The 24,589-nt window shown below is 36.6% G+C and carries 23 protein-coding genes; 2 read left to right on the forward strand and 21 right to left on the reverse strand.

Annotation, left to right across the window (positions count from 1 at the left end):
- Positions 1-642: 642 nt before the first annotated feature.
- The 19 genes from ADI76_RS01815 to ADI76_RS01905 form a co-directional block, all read right to left on the reverse strand.
- Positions 643-2,010 carry a sensor histidine kinase gene (locus tag ADI76_RS01815; RefSeq protein WP_049514319.1) on the reverse strand — a complete coding sequence of 456 codons (1,368 nt, stop codon included), beginning with the start codon at positions 2,008-2,010 and terminating at the stop codon, positions 643-645.
- A complete protein-coding gene (locus ADI76_RS01820; RefSeq protein ID WP_036757387.1) occupies positions 2,001-2,660 on the reverse strand; it encodes a response regulator transcription factor in 660 nt (219 codons plus the stop codon). Before ADI76_RS01820 ends, ADI76_RS01815 begins: the two co-directional genes overlap by 10 nt.
- 72 nt (positions 2,661-2,732) lie before the next feature.
- Positions 2,733-3,473: a lantibiotic protection ABC transporter permease PcfG gene (gene pcfG / locus ADI76_RS01825; RefSeq protein WP_023918141.1), complete on the reverse strand. Its 741-nt coding sequence runs from the start codon at positions 3,471-3,473 to the stop codon at positions 2,733-2,735.
- Complete coding sequence (locus ADI76_RS01830) at positions 3,473-4,213, reverse strand: lantibiotic immunity ABC transporter MutE/EpiE family permease subunit (protein ID WP_049514321.1); 741 nt, start codon at positions 4,211-4,213, stop codon at positions 3,473-3,475. The genes pcfG and ADI76_RS01830 overlap by 1 nt, the downstream gene beginning before the upstream one ends.
- A 4-nt stretch (positions 4,214-4,217) precedes the next feature.
- Positions 4,218-4,919: a lantibiotic protection ABC transporter ATP-binding protein PcfF gene (gene pcfF / locus ADI76_RS01835; RefSeq protein ID WP_023918138.1), complete on the reverse strand. Its 702-nt coding sequence runs from the start codon at positions 4,917-4,919 to the stop codon at positions 4,218-4,220.
- Between the two features lie 286 nt (positions 4,920-5,205).
- Positions 5,206-5,805: a hypothetical protein gene (locus ADI76_RS01840; protein WP_023918137.1), complete on the reverse strand. Its 600-nt coding sequence runs from the start codon at positions 5,803-5,805 to the stop codon at positions 5,206-5,208.
- A 540-nt stretch (positions 5,806-6,345) separates the two neighbouring features.
- Entirely contained in the window at positions 6,346-7,710 is a 1,365-nt protein-coding gene (locus ADI76_RS01845; RefSeq protein WP_239683603.1) for an LA2681 family HEPN domain-containing protein, read from the reverse strand.
- Between the two features lie 103 nt (positions 7,711-7,813).
- Positions 7,814-8,836: a hypothetical protein gene (locus ADI76_RS01850; RefSeq protein WP_049514322.1), complete on the reverse strand. Its 1,023-nt coding sequence runs from the start codon at positions 8,834-8,836 to the stop codon at positions 7,814-7,816.
- Positions 8,837-9,271: 435 nt separating this feature from the next.
- Positions 9,272-10,255 carry an acetylxylan esterase gene (locus tag ADI76_RS01855; RefSeq protein WP_049514323.1) on the reverse strand — a complete coding sequence of 328 codons (984 nt, stop codon included), beginning with the start codon at positions 10,253-10,255 and terminating at the stop codon, positions 9,272-9,274.
- Between the two features lie 105 nt (positions 10,256-10,360).
- Positions 10,361-11,128, reverse strand: a complete 768-nt coding sequence (locus tag ADI76_RS01860; RefSeq protein ID WP_049514324.1) for an alpha/beta hydrolase — start codon at positions 11,126-11,128, stop codon at positions 10,361-10,363.
- 66 nt (positions 11,129-11,194) lie between these two features.
- Positions 11,195-12,766, reverse strand: a complete 1,572-nt coding sequence (gene ffh / locus ADI76_RS01865; protein WP_049514326.1) for a signal recognition particle protein — start codon at positions 12,764-12,766, stop codon at positions 11,195-11,197.
- Positions 12,767-12,784: 18 nt separating this feature from the next.
- A complete protein-coding gene (locus ADI76_RS11630; RefSeq protein WP_049514330.1) occupies positions 12,785-13,000 on the reverse strand; it encodes a hypothetical protein in 216 nt (71 codons plus the stop codon).
- A gap of 2 nt (positions 13,001-13,002) precedes the next feature.
- Positions 13,003-13,335, reverse strand: a complete 333-nt coding sequence (locus tag ADI76_RS01875) for a putative DNA-binding protein (RefSeq protein ID WP_049514332.1) — start codon at positions 13,333-13,335, stop codon at positions 13,003-13,005.
- An 80-nt stretch (positions 13,336-13,415) separates the two neighbouring features.
- Complete coding sequence (locus ADI76_RS01880) at positions 13,416-14,360, reverse strand: 3-oxoacyl-[acyl-carrier-protein] synthase III C-terminal domain-containing protein (RefSeq protein ID WP_049514338.1); 945 nt, start codon at positions 14,358-14,360, stop codon at positions 13,416-13,418.
- Positions 14,361-14,372: 12 nt separating this feature from the next.
- On the reverse strand, positions 14,373-15,638 hold the full coding sequence (locus ADI76_RS01885; RefSeq protein ID WP_049514341.1) for a F390 synthetase-related protein: 1,266 nt from the start codon (positions 15,636-15,638) through the stop codon (positions 14,373-14,375).
- Positions 15,604-16,431: an MBL fold metallo-hydrolase gene (locus tag ADI76_RS01890; protein WP_049514351.1), complete on the reverse strand. Its 828-nt coding sequence runs from the start codon at positions 16,429-16,431 to the stop codon at positions 15,604-15,606. The genes ADI76_RS01885 and ADI76_RS01890 overlap by 35 nt, the downstream gene beginning before the upstream one ends.
- Positions 16,406-17,383: an NAD-dependent epimerase/dehydratase family protein gene (locus tag ADI76_RS01895; RefSeq protein ID WP_049514352.1), complete on the reverse strand. Its 978-nt coding sequence runs from the start codon at positions 17,381-17,383 to the stop codon at positions 16,406-16,408. Before ADI76_RS01895 ends, ADI76_RS01890 begins: the two co-directional genes overlap by 26 nt.
- Positions 17,380-18,657 (reverse strand): glycosyltransferase, encoded by a 1,278-nt coding sequence (locus ADI76_RS01900; protein ID WP_049514358.1) that lies wholly within the window; start codon positions 18,655-18,657, stop codon positions 17,380-17,382. The genes ADI76_RS01895 and ADI76_RS01900 overlap by 4 nt, the downstream gene beginning before the upstream one ends.
- A gap of 238 nt (positions 18,658-18,895) precedes the next feature.
- Positions 18,896-19,594, reverse strand: coding sequence for a GntR family transcriptional regulator (locus ADI76_RS01905; RefSeq protein ID WP_049514367.1), 699 nt, complete (start codon positions 19,592-19,594; stop codon positions 18,896-18,898).
- Between the two features lie 128 nt (positions 19,595-19,722).
- Here ADI76_RS01905 and guaA point away from each other — a divergent pair, with 128 nt between their 5' ends.
- Together guaA and ADI76_RS01915 are read left to right on the forward strand one after the other, a co-directional pair.
- Positions 19,723-21,288, forward strand: a complete 1,566-nt coding sequence (gene guaA, locus ADI76_RS01910; RefSeq protein ID WP_049492805.1) for a glutamine-hydrolyzing GMP synthase — start codon at positions 19,723-19,725, stop codon at positions 21,286-21,288.
- 222 nt (positions 21,289-21,510) lie between these two features.
- Positions 21,511-22,146, forward strand: coding sequence for a CPBP family intramembrane glutamic endopeptidase (locus ADI76_RS01915; RefSeq protein WP_049485686.1), 636 nt, complete (start codon positions 21,511-21,513; stop codon positions 22,144-22,146).
- A gap of 203 nt (positions 22,147-22,349) precedes the next feature.
- On the opposite strand, the gene ADI76_RS01920 is transcribed toward ADI76_RS01915, so the two are convergent.
- On the reverse strand, positions 22,350-23,360 hold the full coding sequence (locus tag ADI76_RS01920; protein WP_049514376.1) for a DUF1002 domain-containing protein: 1,011 nt from the start codon (positions 23,358-23,360) through the stop codon (positions 22,350-22,352).
- A 168-nt stretch (positions 23,361-23,528) separates the two neighbouring features.
- Positions 23,529-24,374: an alpha/beta hydrolase gene (locus ADI76_RS01925; RefSeq protein WP_049514378.1), complete on the reverse strand. Its 846-nt coding sequence runs from the start codon at positions 24,372-24,374 to the stop codon at positions 23,529-23,531.
- Positions 24,375-24,589 lie beyond the last annotated feature (215 nt).

The following is a 24,589-nucleotide window of genomic DNA, read 5'->3' on the forward strand; positions in this document are numbered from 1 at the left end:
TTTTTACTTTTTCTGTATTATATCATATTTTGATTAAATTGTCATCTAAGAAAGTGATTTTAAAAAAACTGGAAATTTTTTCAATTGTATATTTTGAAAATAAAAAACACTTTAATATCAATTTAATGATTTTAGAGCGTTTTTAGCTTATTTGATTTTAAAGTTGTCGTCTATTCCTCAGGATTACTTGAAGAACAGGAAAAATTCGACAACAAAGTAGTCGATCTATTCAGTTATAAAACTTATGAAGGTCTTTCTGCTGGAACTGGCCACTCCTACTTTGGAGATGTAGATTATACTCTTACTTATTCAACTGAGAATATCCCTCATGATTTCTCCTCATGTGGTGCTAGTAAACTTCTATATTATAGAACGAAAGGGATAGAGTTAATGTTTAAACTTAAACTTTAGAATGAAAATATTTTTTCTTTTCTTACCCTACAGTATCCGTACAAATTTTATAGGTTTCATCTCATAAAAACTTGTACCTTGCTAAATTCAACAAACTGAAGCTTGTTTGTTGAATTTAGCTTTCTACTATGTAAGATTCTTGCTTGATAGCGGAGTAAATTTTCTATTCTACACCAAAAGCAAAAAGGATATATTTTTAATAAATTCCATTTGAAAACAATTCCTGTTCTATTATAGTAATGGTAATTCTAACTTTACACTTGCACCATGTTTATCCGAGTTGTTTTCTAATATGATGCGTCCATTATGTAATAACATTATTTTCCAAGAATTATATAAACCTAAACCATAGTTTGTAGCTGAATGTCTACTCTTATCTCCACGGTAAAATTGCTCCGTTCCTCGTTTTAAATCCTCATTAGAAAATCCTGGGCCTTCGTCTATCACAGATATTGAAAGTATCTTATCTGTAGTCATTATTAGTAATTCAATGTTGGATTTGTCTGGTGAATATTGAATAGCATTACTAAATATATTTTCAATGACTCTTTCAAATAATTGTACATCTATCATTACATCTGAATCTTCACAATTAATAGATTTAGATATAGTACGGTCATGTATTAGTGTAATCTCTCTCGCTATTTCACTAACTCTTTCGATTATTTCTGACACCTTTACTTTTTTTAAATTCAACGAGTTTAATTTAATTGACTGATTCATCTCCATCAGAGCTTTTGTATAATCTGATATACGTGTTGAATTTTTTATAATGTACGCTACATAATCTTTTTGTTCATCAGTTAGATCAGTTACCTTTAACAATTCAGCATTACCTTGGACAATAGAAACCGGAGTTTTTAAGTCATGCATTAATGCCGATATCTGACTTCTCTTATTCTCTTCTTTAATCCAATTTTCTCTTAATGAATCACTTAAGGCTTTTTTCATTATATCAAGGCTATTTAAGACATCATTAAATTCTTTGATATTTGAACTTCCTATTTCAAAGTCTAATTCTTGGTTGGCGATTTTATCTGATGCCTCTAGCATTGGCGATAATTGCCTTGTTATTCGTTTTGCCCAGATTAGAGTAGCCACAAATGCACTCATTAAAAAGAAAATGATTAATAAAAATATTAATAGTAAATCTATGCTAGGGAAATATTTTTCCATCCAATCATTATTGTATTGTGGCTCTAGTGAATAATGGATTAATACATATCCATCATTCCTTTTAAATTCTATAAATGAAGAAGATGGAGTTGAAAATCCCTCATGATTGTGAAAATTCTTAGCTTTCAGTTGAATAGCTTCATCCATATTAGTTTTTATCACTTCACCATCTGGCGATAAAAACATATAGCTAGCTCCTTTAGGTATCAATGCTTCATCAAAGTCTATTTTATTTAAAATTTTATATTTATTTTCTTGTAATAAATTTTCTGTATGGTTAGCCGGAATAATCAAACCAACACTATAAAACGCTGTAAAAGTTAATAAAGCTAGTACGATGGCACATCCTAAACCAACTCCAACAGTCATTAAGTATTTAAGAAATACTATTTTGAGTGACTGTCCTTTTCTAATTAATTCCATTTATAACCAATCCCCCAAACTGTAGAAATTGGATTTTCACCAAATTTTAAGAACTTTGCTCTAATATTTTTTACATGTTCTGATATGGCAGAAGAATCACCAATCCCATCAAATCCAAAAATCATTTCATATATTTGTTCTCTTGAAAAAACTTGTCCCTTTCTCTTTGCTAAAAGTTTAGAAATTTGATACTCAGACTTTGTCAGATGAATTTCTTCTTCCTTCACAAATACTTGATTGGAGGATAAATCAAATCTTATATTCCCTAGGTTTAAACTCGAATGTTTTTCTCTTTGTTCTCTTCTCAGATGAGCTTCTACCCTTGCTAACAATTCACCAACACCAAATGGTTTGGTAATATAGTCATCTCCTCCACTTAATAAGCCATCTACTATATCCGTTTCCATTGCTTTTGCAGTTAAAAAGATAATCGGACAATCCACTTTGCTACGTATATTTTTACAATAGCTGATTCCATCAACCTCTGGCATCATTACATCAAGTAATATTAAGTCATATTTCCCCAAACTATTTTCATCAATATCTACCGTGGTTTGGTAAATATCAATAATATGATCTCCTTTTATTAAAATATTCTTGATTAGAGTCAGCATATCTAATTCATCATCTATAGCAAGAATTCTTGCCATACCAAACCACCTCCATATTTATAAATATTTTATTATTATACCATATTCCATTTACAAATACATTTAGAGCTATTATTCACTGATTGACTTTCCACCCCACCTATTGAACCATAATAAAGAGCCAGTAAAAATGACTACTGTAATAGGTATTGCTACATAGCCCCACATGGTAAACTCTTTAATTAAATATGAGCTATCAGCCAATTCACTTCCAACAATATATGTTGCAGATAATCTCGATGCCCAAGTACAAGGTAAAAAATACCAGATATTTTCACCTAAATTGGTTATTGAAAGTAAAGCAATCAACGTTTCCACAAATCCCAATCCAATAGATGCACCACCACCTAACATAAGTGATACCCATAAATGAATCATATATGTAGATAGACATCCTATAAAAACTAATAATAATTCAATTAACCAAGCCATAGTCGCTTGATTACCAAATAGCATTGCAAATATAAAAACTGCTAAACTTATAGAAAATAGAAAACTCAATAAGAGCATTATAAGTTTTCCGCCATAAGCCTTGCTTCTGGATTTTGTAGTTGATAGAATCACTTGAAATCTTCCAGCACTTGCTTCCATGTCAACAACCTTAGATGTGATAGCACCAAATATTATTGGTAAGATAGCACCTAAAAGCACAAAATAATTCAGTATGATATCCATATCAGAAAAATTTTTTAGACTTGTAAATGTTGCTGCCCCATAAAATATTAGTGCATATAAAACAGGTAAGATAAAGTGAGCCCAGGGAATCCATGTATGCTTCAATTTATAAAACTCTGATTTTAATATATTCATCATTACTTCACCTCTTGCTTAGAAAACCATTTTGCAGTAATGAAAGTCAATAATGTAAACAAACATATTGATAAAATACAAGGAACAAGTAAGGATGTGTTTAAAATCATTGGATTTGATACTTCTGTTGGCACACCGTTCGGTAAAATACGCATAACGGGTACCATCAATCTAATCCCCCAAGAATAAGGGCAATAAATCCACATAGAACCGTCAGCTAACAAAATTCCTACCACAAGACCTAATACAGCATTTACTACAATGCTTGCTATAAACCCAAACTTTTTAGCTAGGAAAAAACAAAACGGAACTTGCCATATGTTAGTTATAACCAATAATACACTTGCGAATAATAATGTCGTGAATGCATAGTTTTCTGTTAATTGTTCTCCAATGAAAAATTGAAAAACAAATACTCCTAGCATATGCAAAATAGCAGTTATACTTAGATAAATTGAAGCTGTTAGTATTTTTGATATCCATATTTTTTTTAAATCAACATTAAGTGAAAAAACTGCTCGGTAGTTTAATTTTCTTTCCTCTTTTCTATGCATCATTGCTGGTATTAAAGCGAAAGTTGCTGGCATAATCATCACATACCACCAATTATATGCATTTACACTAAAATATAATGGCATTAATACAAACGCAACAAGTAAAGATATAATTGGTGCAATAAATAATATCTTCAACAAAAAACTGTGTTTGTGTTTCAAATTTTCTGCAAAAATATAATTTTTCATTAAGCTACACCCTCTTTCCATTCTTTACAACATCCATAAAAAGTTCTTCTAAATTTTCATTATGATTAATTGTGTTTTGATATTTTAATTCTCCATCATGTATAATTCCTATATGATCAGCAGTTTGTTCCACTTCTGCTAAAATATGACTAGACAGAATTACTGTTATTCCTTTTTTTGGAAAGCTTCGTATTAAATCTCGTAATTCTTGAATTCCTAATGGATCTAATCCGTTTGTCGGTTCATCTAGTATCAATAGTTTAGGATTATTTAATAAAGCAATTGCAATACCTAATCTTTGTTTCATCCCCAAAGAAAATTGACCGCTTTTCTTTTTTCCGGTATTTTTTAAATCTACAATTTCTAAAACTTCATCAATTCTTGCATCAGGTAATCCAAGTAATAATGTTCTAACTTTTAGATTTTCTCTTGCACTTAAATTTTCGTATAAGGGTGGCATCTCGATTAAAGCACCAATATCTGATAAATCATTTCTACTCCATTCATGTCCTTCAAACATAATTTCACCTGACGTCTTGTGTAACATACCTGTAATCATCTTTAATGTCGTAGATTTACCTGCACCATTAGGTCCTAGTAATCCATATACTGAATTTTCCTCAATTTTTAATGACACATTATTTACAGCTTTTTGTTTTCCAAAAACTTTTGTTAGCTCATTTGTTTCCAAAATATATTTGCTCATATTTTGTTCCTCCTTTAATCTTGTAAATAGTATAAAAAATATTTTTAAGGATTCTGTAAGGAAAAAATATTTTTCAAAAAGTAGCAAGAAAATTCTAATTTATTAAACGTTTTGCATTTTTTCTTTAGTCTTTTATGCCATATCTCATATACTTCATAAATAAAAAAGGCAGAACCAGAGTTCTGCCATAAATAATCATTATTTATCTTACAACTTCAATATCCACCTTTGCTCTAAATCAAATTTTAAGGAATTGAAATATTCTCTTTCTAATCTATAGTTATACCTATTCTGTTCGAGTTTTAGCTAAATATATTCCCCATTCAGCTAATTCTTCAGGCAAATCATAAACAGTTTTTCCATTACTTTCATAGATTTCAGAGATTCCTGGGGAGGTTTTAGAAAAAGTTTTCCAAGCTGTCACTAGTTCTTCAACAAATTGAATATTATGAAGCTCAAAAAAGTCATTAAATTTTGATAGTTCTTTACTATAAATTATCACAATATTATAGCTATCAAGCATGATCTCATCATGACTTTTATGACCACCAAATCCAAACTGACTAAGTCCATCATTAATAAGCAAATCACCGTATCTAATCAACAGTGCTAGGCATTCCTCTCTTGAACAACCATCAATATAATAAACATCCTTATGGGATTCCTTGATAATATTCTTTGCTATCACTTTTTCTCTATCAATACTGACAGGCAATTCCAAAATAAAAAACAAGGGCTCGTCATGAATCGCAATAAAATGTTGAAAAACCTCTAATATTTTTTCTGCGTGTACATTCGCCATCAAATGATGTTCAGTTAACTTTGTAAATGATTCAAACAGGTTTTCTACCAAGCTAACTTGGTGTCCTTTTACTAAATTCAACATTATGCGTCCTCAAGAGAATTTAAACAATATCCACATTTATAATTTCATTATACCATTAAACCCCTAAAAAGACTGCAACTTCCCAGTCACAGTCTCTTATAAATCTACCTCAGTTCCTTCAAGGAAAGTTATTACAATTTGTCCAGCTTCTGAAATAGATTGATAGCATGTCAGACTATAGTATCCAGAAGCCATACTTGAACTATTACTCTGATTCTTACCCTCTATTCGATTAGAGAAGCTACCTTCACGCTTTTCATTCTCCCTTTCGTTCAAAGGTTTCTAATCTTTTACAAGCAGTGATACCGCCTCAACGTGGGTTTTAGAGGACTAAATGGAGTCTGAATTGCCTGATAAAGATGTAGTATTGATTAAGCAATCAACAAATTATCTACAAAACAAAAATAAAGTACACTGCTTAATGAGTGTACTTTATCCTTCTAATTCAGTTTTATCAATGGTTTAGCTCTAGTTAAGTCGATTAGTTAAATGAATTTAGACTATTGCTTTTTATAACGACTATAAATTGTATGCTCAATGCTATAATTTATCTTCCAAATCTACTTCTTCATAATTTATCGGAATTAAAGCAACTTCACTGCTTAGAGTAGATTGTTTTTCATTTTCACTTATTTGAATGGCATTTTTGAGTGAAAAAATAACTTCTCTTACAAGATTTAATAAATCTAATGTACACTCTTGAAGTTCAAATTCAGTTAGATACAGTCTAGTTTCATTATTTTCTTCACTTCCATCAATAAAATTCAATGTAATATTAGTAAACCTATGCTCTAAATAATTTCTAATAGTTTTTAATAGCTTTGCGTGTGGATTTGCTGTCAAAGAATTATTACCATTATCAAAATCTTTCGATATCCAAAATATAGATGATAGACCAATATTCTTATCCAACAACTTACCTAAATTGCTATCTGTTCTCCAAATTGAATGAAAATTTACTTGTCGAGTCTTAATTTTTAAAGAATAATATTCATTTATAAACATTCCTACTTTATCTAATAATGAATATAGTGTTTTAAAAGCTGCTTTTAATCCTTCTACTCGGATAGAATATTGTACGTATTCTAGACAATCAATAAGATCAACATTCTCATCAGCATAATGAACCGAATCAATCTCAATGCTATTAAAACAGAGATAACGGGCATAAACATATTCTTGCTTAATTTGATTAAACATAGAAATGTATTTGTTTAAATCTTTATCCGATTGAAACAATAAACTTGGTAGTAAAATATTATCATCATATCTATTTATATCGTCAGCTTGTAAGTCATTAAGTGGATTAAGATACAGCCCGTTGTCCCAACACCATTCACGATACTTTTGTGAATTAGGATTATAATCAATGTTTTTACAAGAGCATTCATCTAAATCTTTATAATCAAGATATTGTTCGTAAAGTTTAATAAATTGCTTTTCTGCGTTATTAACTCTGTTTGGATCTGAAAAAGTTATACTTGTTTCTATTAAATTTTTAATTTTTTTAATAAAGTGAAGATGTTCGTTATCATTCAAAAAATTACGATAATGATGTAGACAAATAGCCAAGTTACCACTAGCCATTGTGAATCTTGGATTGATTTGTATACATTTACAATACATCTTAATAGCTAACTGTTTTCTACCACAAGCATCTAATAGATTTGCGTAATTGGTGTATAGTGAACATAATAATGGGTGAATAAAGCTATTGTTCTCAGGATTTATATCAATATTATTTGAAATTTCGATAGCTTTTCTAAAGTAATAAATTTGTTGAACTGTACAATCGGTATCTATGTTGAATACTAGGTTATCACTTAGTTCAAATATATCACCATATGCTGTCCCAATAGAATAAAGTAAATGAATTTTGGAAATATCATCAATAGTATTTTCCATATTTTTACCAATTTCTATTAGTCTATAAATCTCATCTATATCTTTATGTTTAAAAGCATTGTCGAAATCCATTGACAACTTAAGTACACTATGGTTAATTAGATTATTCGTTAACATCTTCATCCCAAACTAAATATTTCGATTTTAAATTTGATTTTCCTTTATTTTCTTGTTCTTCAACTAACATATCAGATAAAAACTCTTTTATCATTTCCCAATTAAAATTCTCTTTAAAACCTCTACTACCATCAGAAGGAACATTTAATGAAAATGTTGCAAATACAGTTTCACAAGTTCTTCTTGGAAATTTTGCTAAGTAAGAATCAAAAAATGAATTTGAATACCTATAATGATGGCTATGAATAAAGTCTTTCCATGTATTTAGCATAGTCTCTTCGTCTACAATATCTATTACGGAAACTTCTTCAAGTGGTCGGTCTTCAATATTTCCCCATGCTTTTTTCATTAAATTAACAGCATCTACATCGCTCTTAGGAGCACTGTATCCAAAAATAGTTAACATATATGAATGATCGACAAAGTAATCTAATGCTTTCCAACACCAATTTATGTATCCATCGGAAGAATAGTCTTTGTTCTTTACGGGATACAATAATTTTGTTGGATTTAATTTTTTATAACATGTTGGGCAATAGTAATCTACTGTTCCAAACTCAGTATGTTCTTCACAAAAACCGATAGCTACATTCCCATGTAAACAAAGAATTTGTGGCAGGTTCCGAGTAATTTTTGAACAGCGAACATATGCTTGTATAAGTAAAGGGTCCCAATTAAACGTAGCTATGCAATCTTTATTAGTTAAACTTAATATTAAAAGATCATAAATTGTTGGTTCATCAGGTAACTCCAACGAAGCAAAATAATCATAGAGTCTTTCTTCTAGTTTTTTAACTATTTCGGAGCACTCTTCTCTCTCAAATAATTCTGAATAGATATCTTCTAAATTTTCGCTCTTTGTCTGTAATTCAACACCAGCAAGAATTTCTTCTAAATTTAGTTTTTTTAGCAATCCATTCATAACTGAAGAACTTTTGCCGTTTTTATCACCATCTGGAATTGCTGCAATAGTAGCACCAGCGCCTAGAATAACTGTATGCGATCTCATCTCATTTCTCCTGAAAGTCTTTTGACACTATTATACCACTGTATCTACTTTATCTATGCTTCAAATACTATTATTATAGCCATAAATATTTTAAATAAAATGCACAATTGAACCGTCACTCCTTCTACTGTTACTTGAGTAAAAAATGTACAAATCAATTTCTTAGATTTGATTATATGATGCACTATAAAACATACAAAATACCACTCCAGAATAATGTACAAAATAAAAATAAAGTACACTTTTTAAAGAATGTACTTTATGCTTCTAATTCAGTTGTATCAATGGTTTAGCTCTAGTTAAGTCAATTGTACATAAACTTTTAGTTTTTATAGGACTGTTTTAGTTTTCTTTCTATACTGTATACCTTTATACCTTTTTTAACAAAACAATCAGCAAATCTCACAGATCTACTGATTGTTTTTCTTCTGTATATTATTTTTCTACATATTGAAAGGAAATCTTGCTAGCACAGAGCCAATTGTATACACGATCATTGACTTGGACATTCATAGCTTCATGGGCATATTCTGGCATGATTAAATGCTCTTTTGGACCTTCTAATCGATTATAAATGGCAAACTGTGTCACAGGATAACAGACATCATCATCTAATCCTGTAATCATGTGAACCTGTCCTTTAATGCGATGGGCAAAATTTTTCACATCAATATAGGCTAAGGTCTCCATGATTTGGTTTTCGGTTTCATGGAATGGATCATGGAATTTGAAATAACGGAAAAGCTCGTCATAGGCTTCACTGGTGTTTCCAATCTCTAATACACGTCTGAAATCCGATAAGAATGGATAAATGGCTACTGTCCGTTGGATTCTTTGATTCAATCCGGCAGCAACCAGGGCCAGGGCACCGCCTTGAGAGGCTCCATAGCTGGCGAGTTTGCTGTTGTCAACTTGAGGAAAGCTAGCTACAATTTCTATTAACTGGTAAAGATCTAAGTAGACATCCTTATAAAATAGCTCATCTGGACCTTCCACAGCTCCGCGGATAATCTGTCCTTTAACCGTATTTCCAAGTGGTGAGCGATCTCCGTCTGTTGAATAGCCTGATTGACCTCTTACGTCCATAGACACAACTCCATAGCCAGCTAGTGTATAAGGCAGCATGTCTGTCCAATCCCAACAACGGCCCATATAACCATGAAAATGGAAAATAACTGGAACCTTTTGATCTGTTTTTGGGAAAACAACTCGCGCATAAACAAGACCATTTCGTGTTCCTTTAAAGCTTAATTCATAACAGTGAACATTTGGAATGCTGAAATCTCGTTCTTCAAGCTTGTATTCAGGAAGTTCAGCAATGTTTGCTAAGGCTTGATTCCAAAAGGTATCAAAGTCTGCGGGCACTTCATCCCGTCCCCTGTAATCTTTCATTAATTCTAGTAATTTAGGATCTTTCATAAAATCCTCCTCAGGTATATGTAATCGCTACCAAAAATGTACCATATTTACTTAAGGATTGCAAGAGTCGAATAAAAATTACATAACCGAAATTATGTAATTTGCTTATAGATTCAAAAATAGACTTAATTGTTTTACTAGATCTGGATTAGTGGGCAAGGCTGAATGATGAGCTTTACGACCGTTTAAATTCACTTCTGTATAGGTTTGATTATCAAAAATAGATTGTGCTGCTTGTGCACTAGAAAGGGGGACGATTCCGTCTGATTTTCCAGCAAAATTACCGATAAAATTAAGGACCTCTACTTCTTTTCCTAAGCGATGCCTCCATGTTTGAAAATCATCATACATCTCTTGATTGAATTGGTATGGACTTCCAATAATAACCAACTTGCTTACGGTTACCTTTTTTTTCTCTAAAAAGCCACTTTCCAGTAAACCGGTTAAAACCAGTCCACCATTAGAATGCCCTACTGCCTTAAACTCTGTAAAATGATAGTGATCAAGAAGATAGGTAAGAGCGATCTTAAGGGATTCGATTTGCTGCTTGATATTGCTGTAACCATCTCGATTATTTTCAAAGCCAATCACAATCATCGGATTCGGCTCTTTTGTATTCAGTCTTCCCTCCATCTCTATAGACTCATCTTTATTGACTTTTATTTTTAAGAGACTCTGCTTTTTTCTAGAATAGCGATGGAGCATACGGATGGTTCCATTGAAACGCTGAATACCGGCTGAACTACCAGGTACAAAGATAATCGGTCTGATCGGTGGTTTCTTCGACCCTTTTGGGAATTCAAAGGGCTTGCTGTGCGAAGAAAAGAGTCTTCCAAAGAAACGAATGAGTTGTTGAAATAATTTTTTTAACATGTTTCCTCTAGTACTATTTTCTAAAAGAACCCAGAACAGTGTGTTCCAGGCCCTTGCTAGAAATAATTATTTCCGTTTTTTCTTATTCTTGCGCATTTGTTTGGCCATCTTGTTCATCGCACGTTTCATCATGAATTCGCCGGCTTTTCCTTTGAGACCACCACCGAACATTTGGCTCATGTCAGGCATCCCAGCGCCTCCGCCAAGAGCTGACAAGTCAGGCATCCCGCCTTGTCCCATCATGCCTTCGAGGGCAGACATATCAGGCATGCCACCAGGCATATTCTTCGGCATATTATTTGGATTAAGCCCCATTTGTTTCATCATCTTGTTCATATCACCAGAGAGGACACCTTGCATCATCTGTTTGGCTTGGTTAAAGTCCTTGATGAATTTATTGACTTCGACAAAGCTGTTTCCTGATCCAGCAGCAATCCGACGACGACGGCTAGGATTCAACAAATCTGGATTCTCCCGTTCAGCTGGGGTCATGGATGATACAATCGCGCGTTTCCGAGCAATTTCTCGTTCATCGACCTTTAGGTTCTTCATGGCTGGATTGTTGGCCATACCTGGAAGCATCTTGAGCAGATCTTCCATTGGACCCATGTTTTGAACTTGGTCTAACTGATCGATGAAATCATTGAAGTCAAAGGTGTTTTCCCGCATCTTCTCAGCGAGTTCAAGGGAACGTTTCTCATCGTATTCTTGAGAAGCCTTCTCGATCAGCGTCAGCATATCCCCCATACCGAGGATCCGACCAGACATGCGGTCTGGGTGGAAGGTTTCGATATCAGTGATTTTTTCACCAGTACCAGTGAATTTGATTGGCTTCCCAGTAATCTGACGGACAGAAAGGGCTGCACCACCACGGGTATCCCCATCAATCTTGGTCAAGATGACCCCGGTCACTTCGAGTTGTTCGTTAAACTCACGCGCCACATTGGCCGCTTCTTGACCGATCATAGCATCGACGACCAAAAGGATTTCATTTGGCTCAGCAAGAGCTTTGACATCGCGCAACTCGCCCATGAGTTTTTCATCGATTTGCAGACGACCAGCAGTATCGATCAAGACATAGTCATTGTGGTTGACTCTTGCTTGCTCCAAACCTTGACGAACGATCTCTACTGCAGGGACCTCTGTACCAAGTGAGAAGACAGGTACATTGATCTGCTGACCAAGAGTCTTCAACTGGTCGATGGCAGCTGGACGATAGATATCGGCCGCAATCATCAAAGGACGTGCATTTTCTTCCTTGACCAATTTGTTAGCCAACTTCCCAGCAAAGGTTGTTTTACCAGCCCCTTGAAGACCGACCATCATGATAATGGTTGGGAACTTTGGAGATTTGATAATGTCTGCTGTCTCTGAACCCAAAATCGCAGTCAATTCTTCATCGACAATCTTCACGATTTGTTGGGCAGGGTTAAGGGTTTCAATGACCTCATGCCCAACGGCCCGCTCGCGGACCCGTTTGATAAAGTCTTTTACAACAGGAAGGGCAACGTCGGCCTCTAAGAGGGCTAGACGAATTTCTTTGGTTGCCTCTTGGACATCCGCTTCAGAGATTTTCCCTTTCTTACGAAGATTTTTAAAGACGTTCTGTAAACGTTCGGTTAAACTTTCAAATGCCATTATTTTCTCCTATTTTTTTCAATTCAGTGGAAATCGTCCGAAATGTTGCAAACATTCTAGTTCTTCGGGTGTGACTTCTTTCATGATTTCATTTGGATATCCCCAACAGCTAAAACCTATTTGCATAGCTTTGGAGATATCATTGGGCGAGATAATTTGTAGTCGAGTAGGAAATACTCCCTCTGCGACTAATAGTTTGCAAGGTATTCCTTGATAAATGACGAGACTGCCCATAATCACTCCCGATTGTCAATGCTTGATAAAATTTCAACCTGCCCTTGTAGAAAAGTATCTTCCGGATAGCGTTCTAAAATCTGATCAAAAATCTGACTACGAACAATGTAATCGGAATACATATGGAGTTTCATTTCGTAGTCCTCCAAAATCTTTTCTGTACGTTTAATATTGTCATAGACCGCCTGACGGCTCACTCCAAACTCTTCCGCAATCTCAGCCAAGCTGTAATCATCGGCGTAATAAAGCTCGATGTAGTTCATTTGCTTGTCCGTCAAGAGCGCTGCATAAAACTCAAAGAGCGCATTCATTCGGTTGGTTTTCTCAATTTCCATACCTTTCATTATATCAAAAAAGCCCGCTAAAGACTAGCGGGACTTGATGCTTTTTGAGCTTGAAATAAGAGGATCTATCATTAGAGTTTTAGTGCTAACATATTGACTGTCATCCCTGCTGCAGTTCCCATCAAGAAGATGGTATCTCCCTCCTTCACATAGCCATGATCAAGCGCATAGGCTAAACCGAAAGGCACGGCTACCGAAACCATATTGCCATAATCGCTGACAATATTGAGATACTTATCTTTGCCAACTCCCAATTTGTCCATGACGAGTGGCAAGGCCCGGCTAGCTTGATGGGGAATAATATAGTCTACAGCATCTTTAGAAATGCCTGATTTCTCTTGGAATTCTTGGAACATTTCTGGAATAACACGAGCAGAAAGTAAGAGAATTTTCTTCCCTTTCATGTCAAACATGAAATCAGTCTTGGTTGATTCAGAGTACAATTTCGGATGATAAGCTGTCAAACCACCACGAATTTCGGTATCATGGGCTCCCTCAGACCAGGTACGTTGCATACTGGCGATGATTCCTTTATCTTCGCTTGTTGCTTCAAAAATAAAGGCAGCTGCTCCATCGCTAAATAATTCAAAACTTTCTTTTTGTTTAGGATTAAGGCCAAGACTTCCCACTTCACTGGATACAATGAGAACCCGTTGGTATTCACCACCTTCAATCAGATAGGAAATGGTGCTTAAGGCCGATACAAAACTCGTACAGGTGGTATTAATATCCATGGCTGGAATCGTCAGTCCCTTGGCCACGCGCTCATGGATCAAAGCAGCCGTACAAGGAATAGGTTGAACGCCAACCGCACTAGCCGAAACTAGGCAGTCGATATCTGTCATTTCAAGCCCTGCATGTTTTAAAGCAGCTTCAATCGCACGCGATGCAAGATCAATCTGTGTTTCTTCTCCTTCTTTCACGCGGTAGCGAGTCTGGTCTTTGAAGGTCACTGTATGAGCTGGAAGTGCTGTTCCATAGCCTTTAATTTGCAGATGTCTTTTTACAGTAGTCATAGGATTCTCCTTTTATTGAAGTCGTTGAACACGTTTTAATTTACGTGTTGGGTCCCATTGGTAATCGATAAATTGAATACTTGGGAGGATGAATTGTTTTTGCTGAGCTAAGAGTTCAAATTGGGCAAAGATCGCTTTCTCAATAAAGTCGGAACGATGACTCAAGGCGATGGTAATAGATCCATCCGCCAGCTGAGTCACTTGATAGTCCTGAATATTTTCAACGAATAAAATGCACCGGCGAATAAAATCTGGATAGATGGTTTGGCTACTGCCATCTTCTTTTTTGAAATAGAAGATATCATCTGATCGTCCTTCGATCTTTGCGATTCGAGTAAAGACGGAACCACAAGGGCAAGGGGACTTATCTTCTACCAAAATATCATTAAGTTGGTAGCGATAGATGGGTTGACTGGTCCGTTTGAAATCCGTAATAATCGGATAAAAGCGGCTATCATCCAGATACTCTTTTTCGACATACAAAATATCTTCGTTAAGATGTAGATTGCCTTCTGAACAGGTACAAGCTAAAAAACCCTCTGTCGCTTGATAGACCTGATCAACCTTGTCTAGTTGAAAGGCTTTGGCGATGGTTTGAGCATCTCGATCTTCTAGGATCTCTGCAACAGAAACAACCTTGACGGGTTGGATAGCAAGTTGCTGATTGCTGACATAGTTGGCTAACTCAATCAAGGTGGAAGCTGGTGCGACCACAATAGTTGGTTGATAGTCTTTGAGACGCTCTAAATGCTCCTTACTATCCTTGAAGATATCAAAATACTCTAATCGAATAAGGGACGAATTAATGGTTTGATAGAGTTCGTTATCAGCACGTAAGAAAAAAGCAATGCGATGACCAAACAGGTTTCCTTTTGGCAGCATCTTAGCTAAGATTGCTGCAGCCCACATACTTCTTTCTTTTTCTGTGGTGACGAAGACCCCTCGGTGACCGGAGGTTCCAGAGGATAGACCTACTGCTACTTCTCCATTCATTTCGGTAAAATCTCGTGTTTGTTCTCCACGTATGGCCATCTCTAATGCCTGATCTCGATCCACCCCCAGGGTATTAAGTTCATTGAAATGCGTCATCATGAAATTCTTATCCATAGTCCCAAAGGATTCAGGAGAATGGGTTTGAAAATAGGGAGATTGAGAGGTGATAAAAGCATGGTAGCGTGCCAATTGCTTATCTTGGTACCGTTTCAAGGCCTCTTTTGAACGGAATCGATGGCACCATCTGGTTTCAATAAAGGTTTTCAGAAAGACTGTTTTTTTCATTTAAAATCCTTTCAATCCGTTCTTGCGGGTCGTGGCTGACCATAACTTGAATGCCCTCTTGTAATAATTTCTCTAGCAAATCTGCCCCCTGGAGATAGGCTTTCTTATTGTCCTGTACAAAGGAAGGAATGAGACGCATTTTTCGTGTGTAAGGCAAGAGATCCACTCCCCAGCATAGATCTGCACCTATATAGAGTTTCAGCTCATCCATATACAGGCAACCCTGCCCTCTTGCATGCCCATCGATAGATGATACGAGAATACTCCCATCACCAAATAGGTCCGCAGTCGGGCGGTAAGGGAAAGCAGGATGCGTTTGATCTGCTTTGAGACAAGTCACACGATCATTGAAATCAGCTGGAAGAAACTCTTTAAAAATCAGATCTTTGAATTTAGGCTTCTGGTACACTTCATAGACTTCCTGAGTTACAAAGAAATGAGCATTTGGAAAAAGTGCTGCTCCGCCGAGATGATCAGGGTGAAAATGCGAAAGAAACACATAGGAAATGTCTGCTGGATCAATTCCACGCTCTTGCAATAGATAGTCAATCTGGTCTTCTTTATTCATCTGCATAGGCGTTGCTAGACGGTACCAGAAATACCGTGCTTTTTTCTTGATTTCATAATGATAGCCAGTATCGTACAAAATATAGCCTTTTTCACGATGATGAATCAAAAAGACACCTGCTGGAAATTGCATTTTTTCATTCGGAATCCCTTTGAATAAGAGTCCAGAATGACTGCTACAAAAACCTGCTGGAAAATAATCAATGTGCTCGATCATGTTGGACATAGTTGTCAATCCCTTCTTCAATGGTCATTTTTGGATAGTAGCCAAGTTCGGTTTGGGCCTTTTGAATATCGAGAGTTTGGCTATAGCGAAGGAGATAATAGGTGTAGCGAGTCAAGGGGGGTTCAGCTTTTATATGAAATAATCGATACACCCCTTCAAGGCTGTACGCCACACCTGCTACTAGAGCTGCTGGAATGTTCCGATAGCGGATAGGTTCTCCTAATCCTTTTAGTGTTGTTTCAATCAAATACTTAAAGGTCTTTGGTTCTCCATTTGTAATATTATAAACCTGTCCGTGTGCTTCTTTTGATTCCAAAGCCAAACGAATGGCTAGGGCAACATTTTCCACACAGGTCATATCCATGAGCTGCTCTCCCCTTCGAATCAACGGAATTCCGATTTTTCGACTGAGGCGTAAAACCCGAGGCAAGATACTGGTATCTCCCACACCAAATAATCCTCTCGGACGCAAGATGATACTTGGCACATCTGGATAGTCAGGAAATAGTTTTTCAGAAGCCAATTTGCTTCGGATGTAATTGTTGAGGTGGTTTTCTTTGGGAGCATCGCTTTCCTTAATATCCAATTGGTCTTTTCCAGCTGCGTAAATACTGGGAGAAGACACATAAACCAAGCGTTTTACTGCATATTCACGACTCAAGTCAAGGACATTTTGGGTGCCGATGACATTTGCCTGATAGAAATCTTTCCAGGGTCCCCAAGCAGTGGACAAGGCTCCTGCATGAACAACAGCATCAATTTCCTGAAAAGCTTGTCTTAGTTCCTCAATAGAGCTCAAATCTCCTTTAACAAATTGAACGCGCTCACTTTCCAGAGCCTTCCCAACTTTTTCGTTTCGGCCAAAGGCTACAATGGAATAATCGTGATCCAATAACTCCTCAATCACATATTTTCCAAGGAAGCCAGTCGCGCCTGTTACAAGAATATTCATAGTTTTCCATCCGTTCCACGTCTTAATAATCGTTGAATTTCAAACTCTAAGGTATCCAACGGTTTGTAGGTTTTTGATAGTTTGTTTAGTCTCGTTAACTCTTCCCAAGATTCTTTTTCTAACAGGGCGTTAAAACCTGCTTGAATCTCTTCAGTGCGATTTCGATGAGCTTGAAAAGCAATCCCTGCTTCTACTCCTCGAATGGCATAGTCAAATTGGTCATAATCATGCGGCAAGATCAAGGCTGGTTTCTTAAATTCGATGCACTGATAAAAGATTCCAGCCCCTCCATGGTGAACCACATAGTCCATTTGCGGTATGTATTCTTTGTAAGGGAGATAAGTTACAACCGTCACATTTGGCGCTACTTCTTCTTCAGAAAATTCTTTTGCCCCGTCTCCTAGTGTGACAAAAAAGTGGCATTCTGGATGCTCTTTGGCTAACTGCTTGGTTTGATGGAGCAAATTTTCTTTTGCCCACGGCAACTGAGTCCCACAAGTCACGAGAACCTTCTTTTTGTCTTCATAAGGGCTGAGATCCAAAGGATAATCTTCTGCTTTTTCAAGAGAAGTCCCCAAAGGGCCAAGCCAAGCATATTGATGAGGGAAATGTGTTTTCAACTCCAGCTCCATCATACCAATTCCAAAGATAGCATAAGGAGAGTAAATAGTCTCCACTCCATTTTGATTGTACAACTTGAAATTGTAACGTTTTAATCGTTTGCGTAAGAGGAAAGCCCCACAGTATTTTCCAATGCGCGTGAGTTTACGGCATAGTGCCTGTATCTTTTCTTCCTTCTTGGTTCGCGCAATTCCCATCCCTCCGAAGAAGCAAGGGGGACCATAAGGAGTTTCGATTGCAAATTGGGTCGCCATGGTGGTAATCCAAGGAATTTCTAACTGTTCTGCCACAAAGCCTGCTGATAGAGTGATAAAATCAGCAATCACAATATCTGGACGATTGACGCGCCACTCTTCTAGCAATTGATCCGATACATGATTAATCAAATCGAGGCTTTTGGACAATTGCCGATAGGCTGAAAAGAGATTGAGTTTTTTATCGTTATTAGCCGCACGTTCAAACTCTTCTACTTTGTCCTCGAGGATAGGAACTACAGTGAAGCCGAGACTTTCTGCAACGGCCTTTTTCTGAGGTCCTGTGAAAACCCGGATTTCCATGGTTGGATCATCCAATAAGGGTTTGACGAGATTTAAAGTTGGGTACAGATGCCCACTCAAGGGAACAGCTACCACATCAATTTTAATTTTTTTCATTTTTTTCCTGCCTTATATCTTTTTTTAGATCTAAAACTAGCTTCTATCTATTAATTCGTAAAAAAAAATCAAAAATTGAAGAAAAAATAAAAATTTTTTAAAATTTTTTTCAAATCTTTTATTTATGACCATACTATCACTATTTAGAAAGAATGAGTTCTCACTAAAAAAGCTCCCAAATGCCCTGGTAATATGCCTCGGACATTTGAAGAGTTTTCTATTTCTGTTCATTGTTCGCTTAATTGTTTTCCAAATAAAATTCGAACCGCTCCCCGACATACTGACTTTTTACATACTCAAAAGCCGTCCCGTCTTCAAAATAGGAAACCTGTGTCAATCCTAAAATAGCCTGTCCTTTTGAAATCTGCAAATAGTCCGCAATCTTATCTTTGGCTAATCGCGCATAGATGGTCTGATGCGACTTTCCGATCTTATAACCATGACGCTCCAAGGTTTGGAAGAAATGGCTGGTCACCTCTTCGCGATTGAAATTCTTAATAAATTTCTCTGGAATGGAAGCTACTTCATAAACGACAGGGATCCCATCCGCATACCGGACCCGCTCCATCCGAATGATGGTGTCTGTCTTATCGATGCCTAATTTATCCACTTCTTGGAGACTAGGAATGGTTTTACGGTAAGAAATCACTTGACTAGATGGTTCCTTACCTTGCGATTTCATAATCTCAGTAAAACTGGTCGTTCCGCGCATTTTTTCTTGGACGCGCGTGCTAGTGATAAAGGTACCACTTCCTACCCGTCTTTCAAGTACTCCTTCTTCAACCAGAAGGGTAATGGCCTGCCTAAGAGTCATCCGACTCACCTGGAATTTTTCAGCTAGATCGCGTTCACTGGGAAGCCGCTCTCCAATTTTCCATATTTTTTGATCAATCTCAGACTTAATCTGATCATGAATTTGAATGTAAGCTGGAATCATAACCTTGCTCTTTCTCTGTGGTACTTCTATTGTAGCGTAAAATTCATAATTCTTCAATCAGAGATTGGTAAAGACAAGGCATTTGTGTTAGAATAGAGGAAAGTAAGTTTCTATAAGAAGGGGATAAGATGACAAACCTATCAACTGATTTGCATGATGTTGAAAAAATCATTGTGCTTGACTACGGTAGCCAATACAATCAGCTTATTTCACGTCGAATTCGTGAAATTGGTGTCTTCTCAGAATTGAAGAGCCATAAGATTTCTGCTGATGAAGTTCGTGCAATCAATCCAGTTGGGATCGTTCTTTCAGGCGGACCAAACTCAGTATACGAGGAAGGGTCTTTTGATATCGATCCTGAAATTTTTGAACTCGGTATTCCAATCCTTGGAATCTGTTACGGAATGCAATTGTTGACCCATAAATTGGGTGGGAAGGTCGTTCCAGCAGGTGACGCTGGTAACCGTGAATATGGTCAATCTGAACTCAGCTTGACAGAAACTTCTGCTCTTTTTGCGGATACACCAGACAAACAATTAGTCTTGATGAGCCATGGAGATGCTGTTACAGAAATTCCAGCTGACTTTATCCGCACTGGTACTTCTGCCGACTGTCCATTTGCATCCATTGAAAATCCAGACAAGAAAATCTACGGGATCCAATTCCACCCTGAGGTTCGTCACTCTGTTCACGGTTATGACATCTTGCGTAACTTTGCCTTGAACATCTGTGGGGCTAAAGGTGACTGGACAATGGACAACTTCATTGACATGCAGATCAAAAAAATCCGTGAAACCGTCGGAGACAAACGTGTCCTTCTTGGCCTTTCAGGTGGTGTTGACTCTTCTGTTGTTGGGGTTCTCCTTCAAAAAGCCATCGGCGATCAATTGATTTGTATTTTTGTAGACCACGGTCTTCTTCGTAAAGGGGAAGCTGACCAAGTGATGGAGATGCTTGGTGGTAAATTTGGTCTCAATATTGTCAAAGCGGACGCTGCCAAACGTTTCTTAGATAAATTGGCTGGCGTATCAGATCCAGAACAAAAACGGAAGATTATCGGTAACGAATTTGTCTATGTCTTTGATGACGAAGCAAGTAAACTCAAAGATGTGAAATTCTTGGCACAAGGTACTCTTTACACTGACGTGATCGAGTCAGGTACTGATACTGCTCAAACCATCAAATCTCACCACAACGTTGGTGGACTTCCAGAAGACATGCAGTTTGAACTGATCGAGCCACTTAACACTCTTTATAAGGATGAAGTCCGTGCCCTTGGTACCGAGCTTGGCATGCCAGATCACATCGTATGGCGTCAACCATTCCCAGGACCAGGTCTTGCCATCCGTGTTATGGGGGAAATCACTGAAGAAAAACTCGAAACTGTTCGTGAGTCAGACGCTATCCTTCGTGAAGAAATCGCTAAAGCTGGTCTTGACCGCGATATCTGGCAATACTTCACTGTTAACACTGGCGTTCGTTCAGTAGGTGTTATGGGAGACGGCCGTACTTACGACTACACTATCGCTATCCGCGCTATCACTTCTATCGATGGAATGACAGCTGACTTCGCTAAAATTCCTTGGGAAGTTCTCCAAAAAATCTCAGTCCGTATCGTAAACGAAGTTGACCACGTTAACCGCATCGTCTATGATATCACAAGTAAACCACCTGCAACTGTAGAGTGGGAATGACATAAGCAAATATGTCGCTGCTATAAAACCATTGAAAACAGTGGGTTTTAGCGATTAAATGGTGCAAAACACTCTTGAGTGATACTATTTTGATACTAAAAGGTTGAAATAGTACGTTCAAAAGGAAGTTATTGAATGTAGCTGAATTGTTTAAAAAGCCTTCCACTGATATGGTGGAAGGCTTTTGTGGAAATAGTGTAAAAGGGAAACTGGGCAGATCAGATGGACAATAAATATATCAAAATAAATATCTTTCCAATTATTACTGAAGTACTGTTTGTACTAGCATGCTTGCTATTTCAAGGATATTATATATACATCAATTTTTTGTTTTATATAATTTTAGCAATATATTTCTGGTTAGGAAAAGATTTTTTAATCAAAGAGTGGATAGCTTCTATAAAAGGGGGGATTGCTTTTTGGAAACAGGTTATATTGACGACATTATTCTTTTGTCTTGCTTTCGTATTTACAAATATCTTAGAAAATATGTTCCCATATCTTAGTACGGAAATGATTCATTTGAAAGCGGATAATTGGTTAAAACTTATTCTATTTGCAGCATCTACAATAATACTGCCACCAATCGTAGAAGAGGTGTTTTATAGAAAGAACCTTATATCTTTTAAGAATGGGAAAATGTTAATTTTGACAACCTTGTTTAGCATGTTTGCATATGCTTTAGAACACACATTTTCAATTTGGGGAGTTTTCTTATGCATGATATGGGCTTTGCCCTTAAGCATATCTTACATTAAAACCAAAAACATCTATGTTACAATGACGTCACATTTTATATGTAATTTTGTTATAAACGGAATTGCTGTTGTTAAAATATGTGATTATCTATTGAATTGATTATCTGCACAAAACAATATTTACATTGTTAAAGCACATAACTTTAAGATTGTAAAATCTTTCAGCTATGTGCTTTTTCTGTGCCTATTTTATATTCGGTGGAATTTTGGCTCCAATGCTACTTTTATAGAACTTTAGATCGCTTTCCCAAAAAGGAATGTAATCTTTTTCAGGTTGTCAGGAGTGCTCTATTTTTTTTTCATTTATCCAACCAAACCACTAAAGAATTTGACAATGGCATTCCAGATGGCTCCGAAGAAGCCAGCAATGGCATTCCACGCATCTGTGAAGAAGTTGCCACTATCTTTTAAAATGGCATTTGTATCAAAATTGAGATTGATATTGTTAAAGGTATCGCCTGCCTTGTCTACGATACTATCTTTGAGGTCTGTCAAGGTCTTGGTGAAATTTTTGCTGCTGATGACGCTACTCTTTGAGAGGTTCACTGCGAAATTCACGATCAAATTGATTTGGTTACCTGTCACCGTTGTATCTAGCTTATAATTTTTGAGCGTTTCTTCGACGATTTTCCGGATATCATCCTTACTCAAATCCTGATTGTTCTGTTTGGCATTGGCTACTGCTGTTTTAATATCGGTCAATGCGACGTTTAACTTATCTGCATCGAAGTTTTTCTTGCCAGCGTTTTCCTCGTTGATCCCGGATAGAGTCTTTAACTCTTCTTGAGCCAGATCTTTGCTTTCTTGCGAAACCTTAGCACCATTTTTCTCAAGCGAGTAATAGATACCAGCTAAGGCACTTTCACCTGTTACTTGGACAGGAGATGCGACTGTAATTTGAGCATGCTCCAATCCAAGTGTAACGGCTGCATTACGATACATATCTGCGGTAACCTTGGTGATGTTTTGAGGCGTTACGATATTCACTTCTAGAGCCTTATTCTTACCTAATTTTTGAATTTTAACGGAGGAATAGAGTTCTAGACTATCATCGTTGGCAACGTTCATAATCGAAGAGTAAACCTCTGGTGTCATGGTCTTCCACTCTTCTTTGTCTTTTGAACTATCGTAGTTCAGCAAACTCAAGGTTTGTTCAATTTGACTTTGGTCTAGAGAATAACCCAAAACATAGTCTGGTTTGACATAAGTTTCATCAATGACTTTCTGGACATTAGTATCTGCAGAAACATGTGGAATTCCACTAAAGAGGGCAACTGTCGACGCTACAAATAAAGCAATTTTTCTTAATTTCATTTCTCTCTTCTTTCTATCTCATATCCACGCTGAGTAGATTTTATCGACTATTTCACCTGACTAGAGATGAAAAAAAGAAGCCAATAAAAGAGTTATTCACTTCAATGTTTATTATATCGTTTCTTTCTTAAAAGAAGCTTACAGTTTTTTTAAGAATGCATGACATTTTTATTTTCCCCAAAGAAACTGGATCAACAGCTTATCTACTATTGGATTTTCATGAAGTTGACTGTGCTGAGCACCTTTGCCATCAATCTGTTCTTCACGATAGCTTTTTGCACGTTCTGCTACTAGGTAACGAAGGGCTTTTGAAGAAATATTGAGAACCGATCCATCCGTTTCTCCACCGATATCTCCATAGATATTCAGCACATCGATCTGATTTTCTGGATAGACTTCCCGAAGAGCTAAAAGCTGTTGGTACTGCTCATTCATTGATGAAGGCTTACCTGTTTGTGAATCTAGAGCCAAACCTTGGGGTAAATTCATCCCTTCGAGTCCAGCGACATGGTTGGCAATGGCGACCTGCTTGACAATTTTTGGCAGATTCTCATCACTTCCATGTTCCAGAAGATAATATAAGACGGACATATTTCCCATAGAATGAGCGACGACGTTCATCTCTTTAAAATGGTAGGTTTCTTGAAGTTTTTTAACTACCTGATAGGCATAATGGCTGATGACTTTTGGATCGGGCGTGCGATTGTTTTGGTATTCCACTTTGATAATTGGATTGACCGCACCTTTGGGAATGGTCCCTATCAGCTTTACTTGTCCATCGGTAGCCACGTTTGCAGTAATAACGGTCTCTGTAACCCCTGCTTTTTTTGCCGCATCTGTCATGTGTTTTTCTGCATTGGCACTCGAGCCATAACCATGAAAAAATAAGGTAGGACGAGTATTTTGTAGGTAATTCGTGTGGTCCAGCTGCGTTTTTTGTTGAGACTTTCCAAAAAAGGCGATACATAGAAGAACCAGCCCAAGAAATAACCCGTAGATTGATTTTTTGTTCATTAGAAACTCCTTAAGCTATATTTTATAACTAACTAGTATTTTATCATAGCTATTTAATGATTTCAAAATATTGAGAATGAAAGAGTCAAAATACACAAAAAGATTTATAGATTATAAGAGAGGCTGGGATAAAAGTCCTAGCCTCTCAATTTTTTTTGGATTGTCTAGCAAGACGCAGTGGTTGAGTGGGCTCTACTACGCTGATTTCATCAGCT

Source organism: Streptococcus parasanguinis (genome assembly GCF_001074805.1).
Taxonomy (GTDB): domain Bacteria; phylum Bacillota; class Bacilli; order Lactobacillales; family Streptococcaceae; genus Streptococcus; species Streptococcus parasanguinis_A.